The 16056-nt window shown below is 38.8% G+C and carries 15 protein-coding genes; 10 read left to right on the top strand and 5 right to left on the bottom strand.

Annotated elements, in window-relative coordinates; genetic code table 11:
* Positions 1-188: 188 nt before the first annotated feature.
* On the top strand, positions 189-971 hold the full coding sequence (locus NSQ40_RS24630) for a MerR family transcriptional regulator (RefSeq protein ID WP_033796491.1): 783 nt from the start codon (positions 189-191) through the stop codon (positions 969-971).
* Positions 972-1009: 38 nt separating this feature from the next.
* Here NSQ40_RS24630 and NSQ40_RS24625 read toward each other — a convergent pair whose 3' ends face one another.
* Entirely contained in the window at positions 1010-1792 is a 783-nt protein-coding gene (locus NSQ40_RS24625; RefSeq protein ID WP_003208823.1) for a TIGR00266 family protein, read from the bottom strand.
* 517 nt (positions 1793-2309) lie between these two features.
* Between NSQ40_RS24625 and cspD the strand changes: the two genes are divergently transcribed.
* Complete coding sequence (gene cspD / locus NSQ40_RS24620; RefSeq protein ID WP_001193049.1) at positions 2310-2510, top strand: cold-shock protein CspD; 201 nt, start codon at positions 2310-2312, stop codon at positions 2508-2510.
* A gap of 43 nt (positions 2511-2553) precedes the next feature.
* Here cspD and NSQ40_RS24615 read toward each other — a convergent pair whose 3' ends face one another.
* Together NSQ40_RS24615 and NSQ40_RS24610 are read right to left on the bottom strand one after the other, a co-directional pair.
* On the bottom strand, positions 2554-3285 hold the full coding sequence (locus tag NSQ40_RS24615; protein WP_003201460.1) for a yteA family sporulation protein: 732 nt from the start codon (positions 3283-3285) through the stop codon (positions 2554-2556).
* Positions 3286-3501: 216 nt separating this feature from the next.
* Entirely contained in the window at positions 3502-4455 is a 954-nt protein-coding gene (locus NSQ40_RS24610; RefSeq protein ID WP_003208825.1) for a 1,4-dihydroxy-2-naphthoate polyprenyltransferase, read from the bottom strand.
* 191 nt (positions 4456-4646) lie between these two features.
* Between NSQ40_RS24610 and NSQ40_RS24605 the strand changes: the two genes are divergently transcribed.
* The 8 genes from NSQ40_RS24605 (at position 4647) to NSQ40_RS24570 (ending at position 13276) form a co-directional block, all read left to right on the top strand.
* Positions 4647-6041, top strand: coding sequence for an isochorismate synthase (locus NSQ40_RS24605; RefSeq protein ID WP_003208827.1), 1395 nt, complete (start codon positions 4647-4649; stop codon positions 6039-6041).
* Complete coding sequence (menD, locus tag NSQ40_RS24600; protein ID WP_033796492.1) at positions 6038-7792, top strand: 2-succinyl-5-enolpyruvyl-6-hydroxy-3-cyclohexene-1-carboxylic-acid synthase; 1755 nt, start codon at positions 6038-6040, stop codon at positions 7790-7792. The genes NSQ40_RS24605 and menD overlap by 4 nt, the downstream gene beginning before the upstream one ends.
* A complete protein-coding gene (gene menH, locus NSQ40_RS24595; RefSeq protein ID WP_033796493.1) occupies positions 7789-8601 on the top strand; it encodes a 2-succinyl-6-hydroxy-2,4-cyclohexadiene-1-carboxylate synthase in 813 nt (270 codons plus the stop codon). Before menD ends, menH begins: the two co-directional genes overlap by 4 nt.
* A gap of 79 nt (positions 8602-8680) precedes the next feature.
* The gene (gene menB / locus NSQ40_RS24590; RefSeq protein ID WP_003201443.1) at positions 8681-9499 is read left to right on the top strand and encodes a 1,4-dihydroxy-2-naphthoyl-CoA synthase; all 819 of its coding nucleotides are present in this window, start codon (positions 8681-8683) and stop codon (positions 9497-9499) included.
* Between the two features lie 317 nt (positions 9500-9816).
* Positions 9817-11262: an o-succinylbenzoate--CoA ligase gene (locus NSQ40_RS24585; protein WP_033796494.1), complete on the top strand. Its 1446-nt coding sequence runs from the start codon at positions 9817-9819 to the stop codon at positions 11260-11262.
* Entirely contained in the window at positions 11263-12369 is a 1107-nt protein-coding gene (gene menC, locus NSQ40_RS24580; protein WP_003201447.1) for an o-succinylbenzoate synthase, read from the top strand.
* Between the two features lie 4 nt (positions 12370-12373).
* Positions 12374-12676, top strand: coding sequence for a hypothetical protein (locus tag NSQ40_RS24575; RefSeq protein WP_018764639.1), 303 nt, complete (start codon positions 12374-12376; stop codon positions 12674-12676).
* 387 nt (positions 12677-13063) lie between these two features.
* Positions 13064-13276 carry a YjcZ family sporulation protein gene (locus tag NSQ40_RS24570; RefSeq protein WP_018764638.1) on the top strand — a complete coding sequence of 71 codons (213 nt, stop codon included), beginning with the start codon at positions 13064-13066 and terminating at the stop codon, positions 13274-13276.
* Positions 13277-13324: 48 nt separating this feature from the next.
* On the opposite strand, the gene NSQ40_RS24565 is transcribed toward NSQ40_RS24570, so the two are convergent.
* A complete protein-coding gene (locus NSQ40_RS24565; protein WP_033796495.1) occupies positions 13325-15298 on the bottom strand; it encodes an FtsX-like permease family protein in 1974 nt (657 codons plus the stop codon).
* Entirely contained in the window at positions 15295-16047 is a 753-nt protein-coding gene (locus NSQ40_RS24560; RefSeq protein WP_003208840.1) for an ABC transporter ATP-binding protein, read from the bottom strand. The genes NSQ40_RS24565 and NSQ40_RS24560 overlap by 4 nt, the downstream gene beginning before the upstream one ends.
* Between the last annotated feature and the right edge of the window lie 9 nt (positions 16048-16056).

Below are 16056 nucleotides of genomic sequence, written 5' to 3'. Positions count from 1 at the left end.
GCCCTCCTAAAGAAGAAGTAATAGTTCAATATATGAGTGGGGATGGGGAATCATTCTTTGAGTGGCTTGAAAACAAAGTGCAATGAAAAATGAATGTTTTTTACAAATTAACACTTGAACCTTCAGTTACGTGAGGTAGTATGATTTGAGTAACCACATCGGTAAAAAGAATGTAGGGGGGATTTTAGATGAGTAAACGTGAAAACTATTCAATTGGAGAGTTTTCGAAAAGAACAGGCATATCAATACGGACGCTACATTATTACGATGAAATTGGATTACTTAAACCCGAAAAACATCCTAGTTCCGGACGTCGAATATATAAAAAGCAAGACATCTTAACGTTGCAAAAAATAGTAAGTCTAAAATTTTTAGGATATAGTCTAGACGAAATATCTGTAATGATAAATATGTCTAGCTTTAATGTAAGTTTAAAAGAAACATTACAAAGTCAGAAACAAGCTTTTGAAGAGAAAAAGGAGCATATCAAAATTTCTTTGAAAGCAATTAATCGAACAATTACTTTATTAGAAGATGAAGGGCAAGTAGATAGTGACATTTTAATGAGTTTAATTTGTAATATACAAAAAGAAAGTGAACAACGCCTATGGCTTGAGGAATATATGGATAAGGAAGTCGTTGATCGATTATACGATAAATCTGAAGAAGAGATGGTGGCATTGGATAAAGAATTTATTCAGTTGTCGAAGGAGGTAAAGAGATTATTTGGAAAACCAATCCATGATCCAGAAGTACAAAAGCTTGTCGATCAACATATGAAGGCAACTCTTACATATGTGGGAGAAGAAACGATATGCTCTTTGAATGGATTAGAAAATATGGAAGATGAGTATGAAAATATGATTCCATCACCATATACAAAGGAAGAAGAGGAATGGTTAAATGCGGCAATGGAGTATTATATGATTCAACATGGTATGTACAGTCCTACAGGAGAAAAAGATAAGTGAAAAAAATCGCTACGTCTTATGACATAGCGATTTGGACCTTATTCTTTTCCATCAAGAAGGCGACCAAGTCCACCTAAAACGCTACCTTCCCCGCTACTTTGAGCTGCAGGGCTTGTAAGACGCGCTGCTAAACGGCTTAATGTTAAGGATTGAATCCAAACTGTTCCTGGTCCTTCTAATGTAGCGAAGAATAAACCTTCTCCGCCAAATAACGCAGTTTTTACGTTTCCTACGAATTGAATGTCGTAGTTAACATCTCTTGTCATTGCAACGAGACACCCTGTATCAATGCGGAGTCTTTCACCGGGCTTAAGCTCACGTTTGTATACTGTGCCACCTGCGTGCATGAAAGCAAGGCCATCACCTTCAAGCTTCTGCATAATGAAGCCTTCACCGCCGAAGAAGCCGCTACCAATTTTTTTCGTGAATTCAATTCCGATAGAAACACCTTTTGCGGCGCAAAGGAATGCATCTTTTTGACAAACTACTTTGCCTTGATATTCTGTTAAATCAACTGGAACGATTTTTCCAGGGTAAGGTGCAGCAAATGATACGTGACGTTTGCCATGACCTGTATTTGTAAATACGGTCATAAACATACTCTCACCTGTAACGAGTCGTTTTCCGGCACCCATTAATTTACCGAATAGGCCGCTAGACTTTCCAGCACCGTCACCGAAGATTGTTTCCATTTCAATATGGTCTTCCATCATCATCATTGCTCCAGCTTCTGCAATTACGCTTTCTTCTGGATCTAATTCAATTTCAACAAACTGCATATCATCGCCATATAATTTATACTCAATTTCATGTGCTTTCATTATTTTCACCTCATATGTAGTGGATACTAATATTGTACAGAAATTAATGAGATTAGAAAACTATCGTTTTGTTAATTTTTAAACAAAAATCTGTTTTGATTGTTCAACATATAAGTCACTGCTACGAAAAACAACAGGTGACCTGCTCGCGTTTGCTCTCTTTGTTTTCACTTGGCATGGGGCTGAAAAAGGATTTGACCGTAAAAGTCCGATTCGTTTAACTACTAATCAGTGGGGGATGAAGAAAACCCCCACTGATTAAAGTTTCACTTTACATATAGTTTACATATTTTGTGAACCTTTTAAAAAAATATGAGAAAAATGCTGAAATGAAAGTGTTCTCATTTGACGTTTTTGATAGAGCGTGATATAGTAAAATCACTATTGAGCTACATAATGTGGTACGGAAATAAAGCGTGTTTAATTCAAGGCATCAGGTCTGAGATACATTCATGTCCTTTATATCCACCTTTTCATGTGGATTCATAGTTTCATTTTTATTTAGGAGGTACATGACATGCAAACAGGTAAAGTTAAATGGTTTAACGGCGAAAAAGGTTTCGGTTTCATCGAAGTTGAAGGTGGAGACGATGTATTCGTACATTTCTCAGCTATCCAAGGCGACGGCTTCAAAACTTTAGAAGAAGGTCAAGAAGTTTCTTTCGAAATCGTTGAAGGTAACCGTGGACCACAAGCTGCTAACGTTACAAAAAACTAATTAGCTAGCGAGAAAAAAGCATTCCGAATTTCGGAATGCTTTTTTATTCTTTTGAACTAGACTCATTCGGAGATAACTCACCTTTATAAGTTCGTTCTTCAAAATCATCCAGCATCTGTTCATATTCTTCATGCTCTTCTGTTGCATACACCTGTGGATTCTTTCCATACATATCTGTTCCGATGAAGTTTTCAAAGTCTTCTACGTAACCGCGTGGTTCTTCAGCATCTACATACATCTCATCAAAGTTTTTCGAGTCGCGGCGTTCTAAATCAGATGGTGTTTCTGATGTTCCGTATAAAGCAACATCTTGCCAAGCATCCTCTGCATCGTATCCTACGGCACTGTCCATATCGTATTTGCCAAACGGTGGCTCTACTAATTCTTCTTCAACGGGACGTGCGCTTAAGTTTAATTTATTCGTTGTATGTTCTATACAGGTCGTAGCAGTTGGCATCGCTTCTAATCTTTCTAGTGGAATTTCTTCACCAGAAACTTCGCAAACCCCATATGTGCCAGCTTCGATTTTTTGTAAGGCATGCTTTGTATCTTGCAGTTGCTTATGCCAAAATTCAATAAGCCCGAAGTCTTTTTCGCGTTCATATAATTCGGTAGCCATATCGCCGGGATGATTGTCATAAGCGGATAATTCTCCAACAGATTCCCGTTCAGAGGCGCGGTCTTCGCCTTCATGACTTTGCAGCGTTTGTTCAATTTCGTGCAGTTGCTTTTCTAAAATGGATTTAAAATGATTGATTTGTTGTGGAGTTAACATAGTATCCACCTTCCTACAATTCGGTTTCTTTATGTAGTATGAGCTTGATTGCGGGAAATATCCCGGTATTTGAGTGAGTCGATCGTGTTGTAAAATGTCGAGCGATCGATATGTTGTGTCGAAGTGCCGATATATGAGGAGAAACGGTCGATATATTTAAAAAATCGCCGATATATTTTGAAAATGGAAAAAGGAGCTGCTCTAGCAGCTCCTCTTTTATAGGAAATAACCAAGTAATAGTCCGATTCCCATTAAGAAACCAAAGATTGTATTTGTTTTTGCCGTCGCGATCATCGCAGGTGCCATTTCCATTGGAATACTTTTGCCAATAAATCCTTTTGTCGCTTTAAATGCTTTCGGGGCACTTAGGAAAACAATCAGCATCCATGGGGACACGATTCCGACAATGATTAGGGCAATTGTCCAAATGTAGGAAACAATAAACATGGAAGCAAGAACACCAATTGCGTTCTCACGTCCAACAATAATCGCTAATGTATTACGGCCATTTTCTTTATCTCCATCTAAATCACGAATGTTGTTGGAAAGTAAAATCGCTCCAATTAAAATCGCATTTGGAATAGATACTAAAATAATTTCTGATGTTACAGTTCCTGTCTGAATGAAAAATGAAATACCAATAATAATAACACCCATAAATAATCCTGCTGTTAATTCTCCAAAAGGCGTATAGGCAATCGGAAGTGGGCCGCCTGTATAAAGGTAAGCAACAGCCATACAAACAAGACCGATTGCAGCAAGCCACCAGCTAGAGTTCATACAAATATAAACGCCTAAAAGCATTGCGATACCGAAAAATCCAAATGCTAAATTAAGGACTGTTTTTGGTTGAATTCCGTCACGGACAATGGCACCACCGATACCAACTGAACCTTCGTGATCTAATCCTCTTTTATAATCAAAGTATTCATTAAACATGTTTGTTGCTGCTTGAATGAGAAGACAAGCAAGAAGCATGATAAAGAAAAGAGGGAGATGTATTTGATTGATACCCCCTACTTGCATTGCATAAGCTGTTCCAATAAAAACAGGAACAAAAGCTGCTGTTAATGTATGAGGACGTAATAAACTCCACCAAATGCGCCAGCCTGTTTGTTTACTTGGCTTTGGCGACATAGGAGAGGAATTCGTTTCGACTTTCATTTCCATGTTGAATCCTCCTTGTCACATAATATACACAATTAAGTGTAGGAAAAGCATCATTTAGTGTCAACGTTTATTTTCTAGGAAGAGAAGGGGAATTTCTCAGAAATGCTAAACGTTGACAGGGCTTTCGTTTGAGGTGTATCTTAAAATCAAGCGTATTTATGACTATTTTTCGCCCATAGGGGGGAGACTTTGTGATTCAGACGAAACAAAAAGATTTACAAGAAGTGATTTTGGCAGCTATTAAACATGCGACGAATGAAAAAACATTGGTCAGTTTTGTAAAACAAATAGATTGGATGGATCCGCTTCTTTTTTATGCAGCAGGAAAAAGGATTGCATCCGAAAATAGATGTTATTTTGCAGACCCATCTCAGCATGTCATATTTGCTGGAATTGGCTCTGTTTTCACTATAGCAAATTCTTCTGACAAACGCTTTCAAAATGCCCACGAAAAGTGGAGTAAAGTGCAAGAGAAAGCAATTGTTCACAGAGAAGAGTATGAATTTGGAACGGGTCCACTTTTATTTGGTAGCTTTTCATTTGATCCAGAAAAAGAACAAACGGATCTTTGGGAAGAGTTTAAAGATACAACATTATCGTTACCGGCTTTTCTTTTAACGGTAAAAAATGAAAAAGCATGGTTAACAATGAATACATTTATTTCAGCTGAAGACTCTGCACAGGGAGTGTATGAAGAAATTGTTTCTTTGGAAAAAAGAATTTTAGAAGAATGCAACTGTCCGCTTACAGAAGCGAAATTAACAGTAACTTCTAAAGTAGAAGTTGATCCAAAGAGCTGGATGAATGCAATTGTAAAAGTGCAGGATGAAATGAAAAAAGGAATTGTACAAAAGGTTGTATTGGCAAGAGAATTAAAACTAACGATGGATCAGAATATTGATTCTGATCGTGTTTTAGAGGCGCTCCGTATTGGGCAACCGGATTGTTACGTGTTTTCCTTCGATTATAAAGGAGCATGCTTTTTAGGAGCAACGCCTGAGAGATTAATTCGAAAAGAAGGCGGAAAATTTACATCGATGTGCCTTGCTGGTTCGATTGGTCATGGTAATTCTATAGAAGAAAGTAAGCAAAATGGTGATGCGCTTCTTCATGATGAAAAGAATTTAGCAGAGCATGGTTATGTAGTCAATATGATTCGTAGCGTATTAACAGAGCATTGTGAATCCGTTACTATTCCGCAGCGTCCAGGTTTATTAACAACAAAAAATTTACTACATTTATATACACCGGTTGAAGCGAAAGGTGAAGCATCACTTCTTTCAATGGTGGAAGAACTGCATCCAACGCCAGCACTTGGTGGTACGCCACACCACGCTGCGATGAAGCTCATCCGTGATGTAGAGTTATTAGACCGTGGATTGTACGGAGCACCAATCGGCTGGATAGATGACAAAGGGAACGGCGAATTTGCGGTAGCCCTGCGCTGCGGGCTATTAAATGGTGACAAGGCATCCTTATTTGCCGGCTGCGGTATTGTGATTGATTCAGTACCACAGCTTGAATATGAAGAAACAAGTTTGAAGTTTAGACCGATGCTTGGTGCTTTGGAGGAATTAATGAAATGAATAATCATATAGAAGCATTATCATATTATTTAGGCGCATTTGTGGACGAACTGGCGCGTCTAAATGTATATGATGTTGTCATTAGTCCAGGTTCGCGGTCAACGCCGCTAGCCTTGCTAATGGAGCAACATGAACAGATAAAAACATATTTGCATGTAGATGAACGATCAGCTGCTTTTTTCGCGCTCGGTATTGCGAAAGCGAAGAAGCGTCCTGTAGCGATTTTATGTACATCAGGAACAGCGGCAGCGAACTATTATCCAGCAATTTGTGAAGCCTTTCATTCGCGTGTGCCAATGCTTGTCTTAACAGCAGATAGACCACATGAACTAAGAGATGTTGGTGCCCCGCAGGCAATGAATCAGCTGAACTTATATGGCTCCTTTGTGAAACAGTTTATGGAGATGGCACTGCCAGAAGCTAGAGAGCCGATGTATCATTATGCCCGTATGACAGCCGGGCGTGCTGTTGCAAGTGCATCTCTTGCGCCAAGGGGACCTGTCCATATTAATTTTCCACTTCGGGAGCCGTTGATCCCTGACTTTTCTTTAGAGGAATTATGGGAAAAAGGACGAGGTGAATATACAGGGGCAGTTCATCAAGGGAATATGGCGATGACGAGTGAATATGTAAGTTCTCTTACAGAGCGCCTTTTGAGTATGGAAAAGGGGCTTATTATTTGTGGAGACGATAGTCATCCAGAGATTGCTGAAGTTATCACGCAGCTTGCTGAGAAAACTGGATATCCAATTTTGGCAGATCCGCTTTCAGGTCTTCGGAGCGGTAATCACGATAAATCATTGGTAATCGATTGCTATGATACATTTTTACGAAATGAATGGTTGAAGGATACATGGAAGCCAGATGTCGTTATTCGTTTCGGTGGTATGCCAGTATCTAAGGCATTAACGCAATATATAAAGAAACAAACGGCTGCTGTCCATATTGTTGTAGATGAATCAGGAAAATGGAGAGATCCAGCTCTTGTAGCAACGGAAGTGGTATGTGCAAGCGACGTCTCGTTTTGTAAAGCAATGACAGATAATATGCAAAAGCGAGAACAGAATGATTGGTGCGAGATGTGGAAACATATAAACGATGCAACGAAGAAAAAGCTTCGTGAAATCGAAACATATGAAACAGCGTTTGAAGGAAAAGTGATTACAGACATTGTGCATGTGTTACAAGAGGAAGCGACGTTATTTGTCAGCAATAGCATGCCAATTCGTGACACAGATACATTTTTCTTTAACATAGATAAAAAAATTCATGTCATGGCAAATCGTGGTGTGAATGGGATTGATGGGATTATTTCAACAGCCTTAGGAACGAGCACTGTTTGTGAACCACTCGTATTAGTCATTGGTGATTTATCATTTTATCATGACCTAAATGGACTCTTAGCAGCAAAATTACATGATTTAAACGTAACAATTGTCGTTGTTAATAACGATGGTGGTGGCATCTTCTCATTCCTACCACAATACAAGTCAAAAGAACATTTTGAATCATTATTCGGAACGCCGCTTGGGCTTGATTATGAACATGTTGTCAAAATGTACGGTGGTTCATTCTCGCGTGTAAATGACTGGGAAGCATTTCGTCATGAAGTAAAAAAAGGAACAACGGAAAAAGGGTTACACGTTGTGGAAATTTGTACAAACCGAGAAGAGAATTTACAATTGCACCGTGATTTATGGGCAAGTACATCGAAGGTTGCTACGGAAATTTTGCAAGGTGAATCGGAATGAAAGTAGCGCTGCAAGGTATAACGTATGAATATGAAGTGGTCGGTAGTGGAGAGCCACTTCTACTTCTTCATGGTTTTACGGGGAGCATGGAAACGTGGCATTCGTTTATTCCTGCATGGAGTAAACAGTTCCAAGTCATCACAGTTGATCTTGTGGGACATGGAAAAACGGAAAGTCCCGAGGAACTTATGCATTATGATATTCAAAATGTAGCACTTCAAATGACGACACTACTCGATCATTTGAATATTGAAAAAGCACATATACTCGGCTATTCAATGGGCGGAAGACTGGCGATTACGATGGCATGCTTATATCCAAACCGCGTGAAATCTCTTTTATTAGAGAACTGCACAGCTGGACTTGAGATGGAATCGGACCGGAAAGAGCGCCGCGCGCGCGATGAACAGCTTGCAGATCGAATTGAATTAGAAAGAATAGAAGCTTTCGTAAATAGATGGGAAAATATCCCGTTGTTTGCAACGCAAAAAAAGTTATCACAAGGTGTGCAAGAACAAGTAAGGAAAGAGCGACTTGCTAATAACCCGAAAGGACTCGCAAATAGCCTTCGGGGCATGGGAACAGGAGCCCAGCCTTCTTGGTGGAGTCAGCTTGAAGAGCTCAAAATGCCTGTCTTGTTAATGAATGGAGAGAGCGATCAGAAGTTCTTTCACATCTTACAAAATATACAAAAACGCATCCCTCACGCGAAATTTGTCAAAATTGATGGGGCTGGCCATGCAATTCATGTGGAACAACCGCAAAAGTTTGGTACAATAGTAGAGGGATTTCTCAAAACCATACAGTGACACTTTTTTCTTTTGAGGAAAGTAGAACTTATAGAGGCTAGTGGACAACCATTAGCACAATAAAAAGGAGGTAAGAATAATGGCTATTGAATGGGTAAAAGAAGGCAATTATGAAGATATTATTTATTCTACATACAATGGTATCGCAAAGATTTCGATTAACCGTCCTGAAGTACATAATGCATTCCGTCCTAAAACGGTAATGGAGTTAATCGATGCATTTGCACAAGCACGTGATGATGCAAATGTTGGCGTTATCATTTTAACAGGTGAAGGTGGACGTGCATTCTGTTCTGGCGGCGACCAAAAAGTTCGCGGTCATGGTGGATATGTAGGTGAAGACCAAATCCCACGCTTAAACGTATTAGACTTACAACGTTTAATTCGCGCAATCCCTAAACCAGTTATCGCAATGGTAGCAGGTTATGCAATTGGCGGTGGACACGTACTTCATATCGTATGTGATTTAACAATCGCAGCAGACAACGCTGTATTCGGACAAACTGGTCCTAAAGTAGGTAGCTTTGATGGCGGATACGGAGCTGGTTATTTAGCTCGCATGGTAGGTCATAAGAAAGCTCGTGAAATTTGGTACCTATGCCGTCAATACAGTGCACAAGAAGCACTTGATATGGGCTTAGTAAACACAGTTGTACCATTAGAAGAGCTAGAAGCAGAAACAGTCCAATGGGCAGAAGAAATCTTAGCAAACAGCCCAATGGCACTTCGTTTCTTAAAAGCTGCATTCAATGCAGATACAGACGGTTTAGCTGGTATCCAGCAACTAGCGGGAGACGCAACGTTATTGTACTACACAACTGACGAAGCAAAAGAAGGCCGCGACGCGTTCAAAGAAAAACGCCGTCCAGACTTCGGACAATTCCCTCGTTTTCCGTGATTAAAAGCGGAAGCGGCTCGTTCAGAATGTGAGGGGGATGGAGCTTCTGACGAAGAGGCACAGTTTGCCTCGTAGGAAGCAGCGAAGCCACCGACTATTCTAGCTGCTGTAGCTGGATGAAATTAAAGGCGGAAGCAGCTCGTTCAGAATAGGAGAGGGATGGAGCTTCTGACGAAGAGGCGTAGTTTGCCTCGCAGGAAGCAGCGAAGCCACCGACTATTCTAGCTGCTGTAGCTGGATAAGATTAAAAGCGGAAACAAAAACAAGAGACTTGATTGTACATCAAGTCTCTTTCTTTAATGGAAGGAGAATATGTAATGGAGACAATGCCCAATTGGTTAATGCAACGTTCTTTTTTAACACCAGAGCGCACTGCGATTGAGACAAAAGAGGAGAAGATTACATTTTTAGAACTGCATGAAAAAGTAGGATCTATTTGTGAACACCTTTCATACTTACAGATAGAAAAAGGTCAAAAAGTGGCTGTTCTGATGAAAAATGGTACCCAGATGATTACAGTAATTCACGCCTTATCTTATATTGGGGCAGTAGCTGTACTTCTAAATACACGTCTTTCAAGAGAAGAGCTACTTTGGCAAATGGATGATGCTGAAGTTGTTTGCTTAGTAACGGACCAAGAATTTGAAACAGAACAGGTACTAGTATATGCATTTGAAGAGGTAGTGAACGGACCGAAGAAAACTGCAGTCGTTCAAGAGGAGTTTTCCTTAGAAGAATCGATGACAATTATTTATACGTCAGGAACAACAGGAAAACCGAAAGGGGTTATCTTAACATACGGTAATCACTGGGCGAGTGCTGTTGGATCATCACTTAACTTAGGGCTTCGCGATGATGATTGTTGGTTAGCGTGCATGCCAATGTTTCATGTAGGCGGATTATCTCTGTTAATGAAAAATATTATGTACGGTATGCGGATTTTACTCGTTCCGAAATATGATCCTGATTTCATTCATGAGGCAATAAAAACTCGGGGAATAACAATCATATCTGTCGTTTCTAAGATGTTAATGGACTTATTAGAAAGACTTGGGAAGGAAACATATCCGAGCTCTTTACGTTGCATGTTATTAGGCGGAGGACCAGCACCAAAGCCACTTTTAGAAACATGTGTAACAAAAGGAATCCCTGTGTACCAAACATATGGTATGACAGAAACATCCTCGCAAATTTGCACACTTTCAGCTGATTACATGTTAACGAAAGTTGGTTCAGCAGGAAAACCGCTTTTCTCATGCCAGCTTCGAATTGAGAAGGATGGAGAAGTAGTGCCACCGAATGTTGAAGGAGAGATTGTTGTAAAAGGACCGAATGTGACACATGGCTATTTTAAACGTGAAGACGCAACGCGTGAAACAATAATAGACGGTTGGCTTCATACTGGAGATCTTGGGTATTTAGATGAAGAAGGATTTTTATATGTATTAGATCGTCGTAGTGATCTCATTATTTCAGGCGGAGAAAATATTTATCCAGCGCAAATTGAAGAAGTACTACTTGCAAATCCTAAAGTGGTGGAAGCTGGAGTTGTTGGGAAAGCAGACGAACAGTGGGGACAAGTGCCTGCTGCGTTTATTGTTAAGGCTGCCGATATAACAGAAGAAGAACTGATTAAATTTTGTGAAGAAAAATTAGCGCGATATAAAGTACCGAGAGAAGTGCATTTCTTACTTGAATTACCACGTAATGCTTCGAAAAAATTGTTAAGACGGGAACTAAGGCACCTGCTGGAGGAGATGTAAATGAGAATTAAAAAGGCGACGCTTTATGTAACAGAAATGCCTCTTGTGATTCCTTTTGCAGCAAGTTACGGAACGTATGAAACGCGGGAAAGTATTGTCATTGAACTTGAGGATACGGACGGATATATCGGGTTTGGGGAAGTTGTTGCGTTCTCAGAACCATGGTATACAGAAGAAACTGTAACAACGGCACTTCATATGCTTCAAGATTTTTTAATACCAGATGTATTGAAAGCTGAAATTACACATCCAAATGAAATTCCGAGTCTCTTTCAGCATATAAAGCGTAACCGTATGGCAAAAGCGGGAATAGAAGGCGCTGTATGGGATTTGTATGCGAAACACGAAAACAGGTCATTAGCGATTTTACTTGGAGGAACACAGTCAGAAATTGAAGTCGGTGTTGTGATTGGGTTAGATACGATTTCTAATATGTTAAAACGAATTGAAATGTATGCAGAAGAAGGATATCAACGTTTTAAGGTGAAAATCAAACCGGAATTTGATTATGAGCTAATAAAGGAAATACGAAGAGTCTTTCCAAAGGTTCCATTAATGGTCGATGCAAATTCAGCGTATACGTTAGGGGATATTGAGCGATTAAAACGATTGGATGAATTTCAGTTAATGATGATTGAACAGCCTTTAGCGGATAACGATTTTCTCGATCACGCTAAGCTCCAAAAACAAATAGAGACACCTATTTGTTTGGACGAGAGTATTCATAGCTTAGAAGATGCAAGAGTAGCGATTACACTTGGAAGCTGCCGCATTATAAATATTAAACCGGGACGAGTTGGCGGTTTAACAGAATCAATCCAAATTCATGATTATTGCAAGGAACATGGTATTCCTGTTTGGTGCGGCGGTATGGTTGAAATGGGGATTTCACGTGCGCAAAATATTGCGTTAGCATCACTCCCAAACTTTACGATTCCGGGTGATATTTCAGCTTCAAGTAGACACTGGGAGCGAGATATTATTTCACCAGAAGTAACATTGCAAGGCGGGAAAGTAATTGTTCCAAAAGAGCTTGGGTTTGGATATGGCGTAAACCGGGAAAGATTAGAAGAGATTACGAGAAAACGGATTGTATGTGAGAGGTGAATGTATGAGGCAGCAGGAAGATATATTGCGGGTTATACAAGCATATTTGTTAAAGGTGTCATTTGTAAAAGTTGCATATATTTTTGGGCCTCACGTAAGGAAAGAAGTAACAGATCAATGTAGTCATCACATTGCGATTGAAACGAAGAATGCTTCGCACAAACAATTTCAATGGTTATGTTTTGAGTTGACAGAAGAGCTGGAGGGAAGAGTGAAATTTGATGTGGTACATTTAAATACACTCTCTAATCAACAACTACAAAAGCGTATATTGCAAGAAGGAAAGTTGTTTGTACAGCGTATATAAAGTGAAACTTTAATCAGTGGGGAGCTTCATCCCTCACTGATTATTAGCCCTCACCAATCGGGCTTTTACGGGCAGTTCATCACCTGCTTAACTTCTTTGCTTTCACTGAATGAGGTGGGAGTGTTACTGCCCACAAATAGCGGGATAAAGAGCCTACGATGATTCAATTATCGTAGGTTCTTTTGTGATTCGCAGGCATTGCATTCTTTATTGATGGTTTATCAGTAAATCCAAGGTCTCGTTGTATCTTTTCGTAAAACAAGCCTGTTTTTGGGAAAAACAAGCTCCCGATTTCCCATGTAAACATAATATAAATTGAATCCGCTCATTTAGAACATGATAGGATCCCCTTGTTGTTACGAATGATACTAAAGGAGGAATAGAGTAATGAGTGATAAGTGCGATGACAGATGCGATGACAGACATGAACATCACCATAGACACATAAGACACGGCTGTGGAGGCGGTTTTGCGCTTCTAATCGTATTGTTTATTTTATTGATTATCATCGGTGCTAGCTGCTTCGGTGGTGGCTACGGTGGCGGTTGTGGATATGGCGGCGGCTATGGTGGCTTTGGTGGTGGTTACGGATACTGCTAACAAAAACTATTGAGAATAGCCTTGTGCGCATGCACAAGGCTATTTTATTCACAATTTAAGGCGTTGTGATAATTTATTCATGTAAAGGGAACGGATTAAAAAGAAGAAAATAATCTCGATCATCCCAAATAGGACTAATACGAATAATAATTCTTTTAATAATGAAAATGAGTATATAAATTGTAAAAATTTAATAGCGAATATCGTATGGATAACAGCAACAATATAAGGTACGAAGAATAGGATTGCCAGTTGAATTGTTGCCGAACGAGCCATTTCGTTTTCTGTTAATCCAATTTTCGTAATGGTAATATACTTCTGTTCTTCTCTTGTTAGGTCGTTATACATTCGAAAGTATAAAACGCTAGCTGCACCCATAAAGAAGATGACGCCGAGAAATGCACCGATAAAGAAACCAGAAACATTATTTTGTTTACTATATTGCAACTCATCACTAGCTGTAACTATTTGGAATGGAGCGACCTTTTCGATGCCATTTTTTTGTTCTTCTGGTTTAATAATATTGTCTCTATCCTCGTTCGTTACTTTTAAAATATTTGTTGTTGGTAAAAGGGCCTGTTCCCAGTTTTTTACTATATAATTATAAATTGTCATCGTTTCGATATGAGGAATCATAGTTTCCACTACATAATCTTGCATAACAATAATATAGGGAAGAGCAAACCTTGGCTCAATTGCTTGTTCAGAAAAGCCCTTTATACGAAATGTTTTTTTATTAGATTCGATCGTAATATTTTCTCGCTTTCCAAAAGGATGCATGATTAAACTTCCTGTAGCTTTTGAATACTCGGAAACAATATAGGTTTCGGATTCATTCAGCTGAATCGTGGATCTGTTTAATAGTGTAGAAAGCTGGTTATAATCACTTTCTTTCATAATGACAATATCAATATCCAAAACCTGATCCTTTAACACGGTGAATTTGTGTTTTTTATACTGAAATTCGTGATTTGTTAACTCTCTTTCGATTGTATCCGTATGCTTTTTTTCAAAAGAATTTTTATCATCAGATATATACGTGAAAGGAAACGGATAATCTGCTAGAATTACTGCTTTTGTGTAATTATTCATTGCAAAAAGTGATGTGATAATCGTGAATGTAAGCGCAGATAGCATAGTAACGATAAAAAGCATATTAATATTACCACGTGTACGTGTTGCTAAATCCGAGATCCAAAGCATATTAATTTTTTTCATATAAAAACGGCGTCTCTTTTTTAACAACCAAATGAAAAGAAAAAGTGTTTGTGAAAACAGTAAATAGGTTCCAATTGTTACAAGTGGAATGATAGATAATGGTGGAACAATGGCAAATCCGCTTCGAACCGTTTTCTCTGATACATAACTTTCTGGAACACCAGCGATATAATAGCACCCTATTAAACAAGCCACTCCAAAAAGAGAAATAAGAATAGAAGGGCGTCTCTCTTTTTTTTGTGGACCGTCATCTTTTATTAAACGCATTGTTTTGCGCGTGCGAATTAATATAGGTGTGAAAGTAGAAACAATCAAAAATAAAATGATAAATGTTATGGTCGTTATGATAATCGCTTTTGTTGGCCAATATAAATAAAGCCCTTTTACACCCGTTAATTTAGAAGTAACTAGTAGAAAAAAGTTAGAAAACACAAGGCCAACTTGAATGCCGGAAAAAATTGCTAATATTCCAATCATCATATTTTCCATAAATACAAGCCGCTTTAATTGTTTCTTTGAAATGCCAAGAATGGTCAAAATACCGAATTGCTTTTTACGTACTTTTAAAAATGCTCCTATAGAATAAAGGAGAAAAAAGAACGAAAACATGATGATGACAAATTGGGCCATCCCAATTAAATTCATCAGTGGTCCTCGCTCTTGTAAGTCTTGTAAACGTGGGTGATACGAATACACAGTAAATGAAAAGAAAACCATAATTGAAAATACACTGCTTACAAAATAGGCAAAGTATGCTTTTGAATTACGAGAGACATTTTTAAATGCAAACTGCCAAAATGTCATCCGCGTCGTCCGCCTAGTAACGCTAATACATCTAATATTTCTTGATAGAACTTCTCTCTATAAAGCCCTCGGTGTAATTCGTTGTAAAGTTCACCGTCTTTAATAAAAATTACACGGTTGCAGTAACTAGCAGCGAATGGATCATGTGTCACCATTAAAATCGTTGCTTGTTCTTCTTTATTTAACTTTGTAAAAAGTTCCATTACGTCGATTGCTGCTTTTGAATCTAAATTTCCTGTAGGCTCATCAGCAAGCAAGAGTGATGGATTATGAATAACAGCGCGAGCTACTGCAGTGCGCTGAGCTTGTCCACCAGAAACTTCAAAAATCCGCTTGTCTAAAATGTGGTCAATCCCAAGTTTCTTTGAAACAATATCTAATCTCTTATCCATTTCTTTTAGCGGAACATTGTCTAACGTTAATGGTAATACGATATTTTCACCAATTGTTAACGTATCTAATAAGTTAAAGTTTTGAAAAACAAACCCTAGTTCTTGGCGGCGGAAAACAGCTAGTTTTTCCCTGCGGAATGTGTGCGGCTGTTTCCCATTAATAAAAACTTCGCCTGCAGTAGGAGAATCGATTGTTGAAATTACATTTAAGAAAGTAGATTTACCGCTTCCTGAAGGCCCCATAATTGCGACAAATTCTCCTTTATCTACATGTAAGTTAATATTTTTTAAAGCGGTATAAGGGACTTTGCCCTCATACACTTTAGAGACATTTTTAATGTGTAAGACTTCTTCCATAAAGAATCA

It is taken from the genome of Bacillus sp. FSL K6-6038 (assembly GCF_038050455.1).
GTDB classification, from domain to species: domain Bacteria; phylum Bacillota; class Bacilli; order Bacillales; family Bacillaceae_G; genus Bacillus_A; species Bacillus_A pseudomycoides.
Note: the sequence above shows the minus strand (reverse complement) of the source record. Positions and strands in the feature narration are given on the sequence as shown.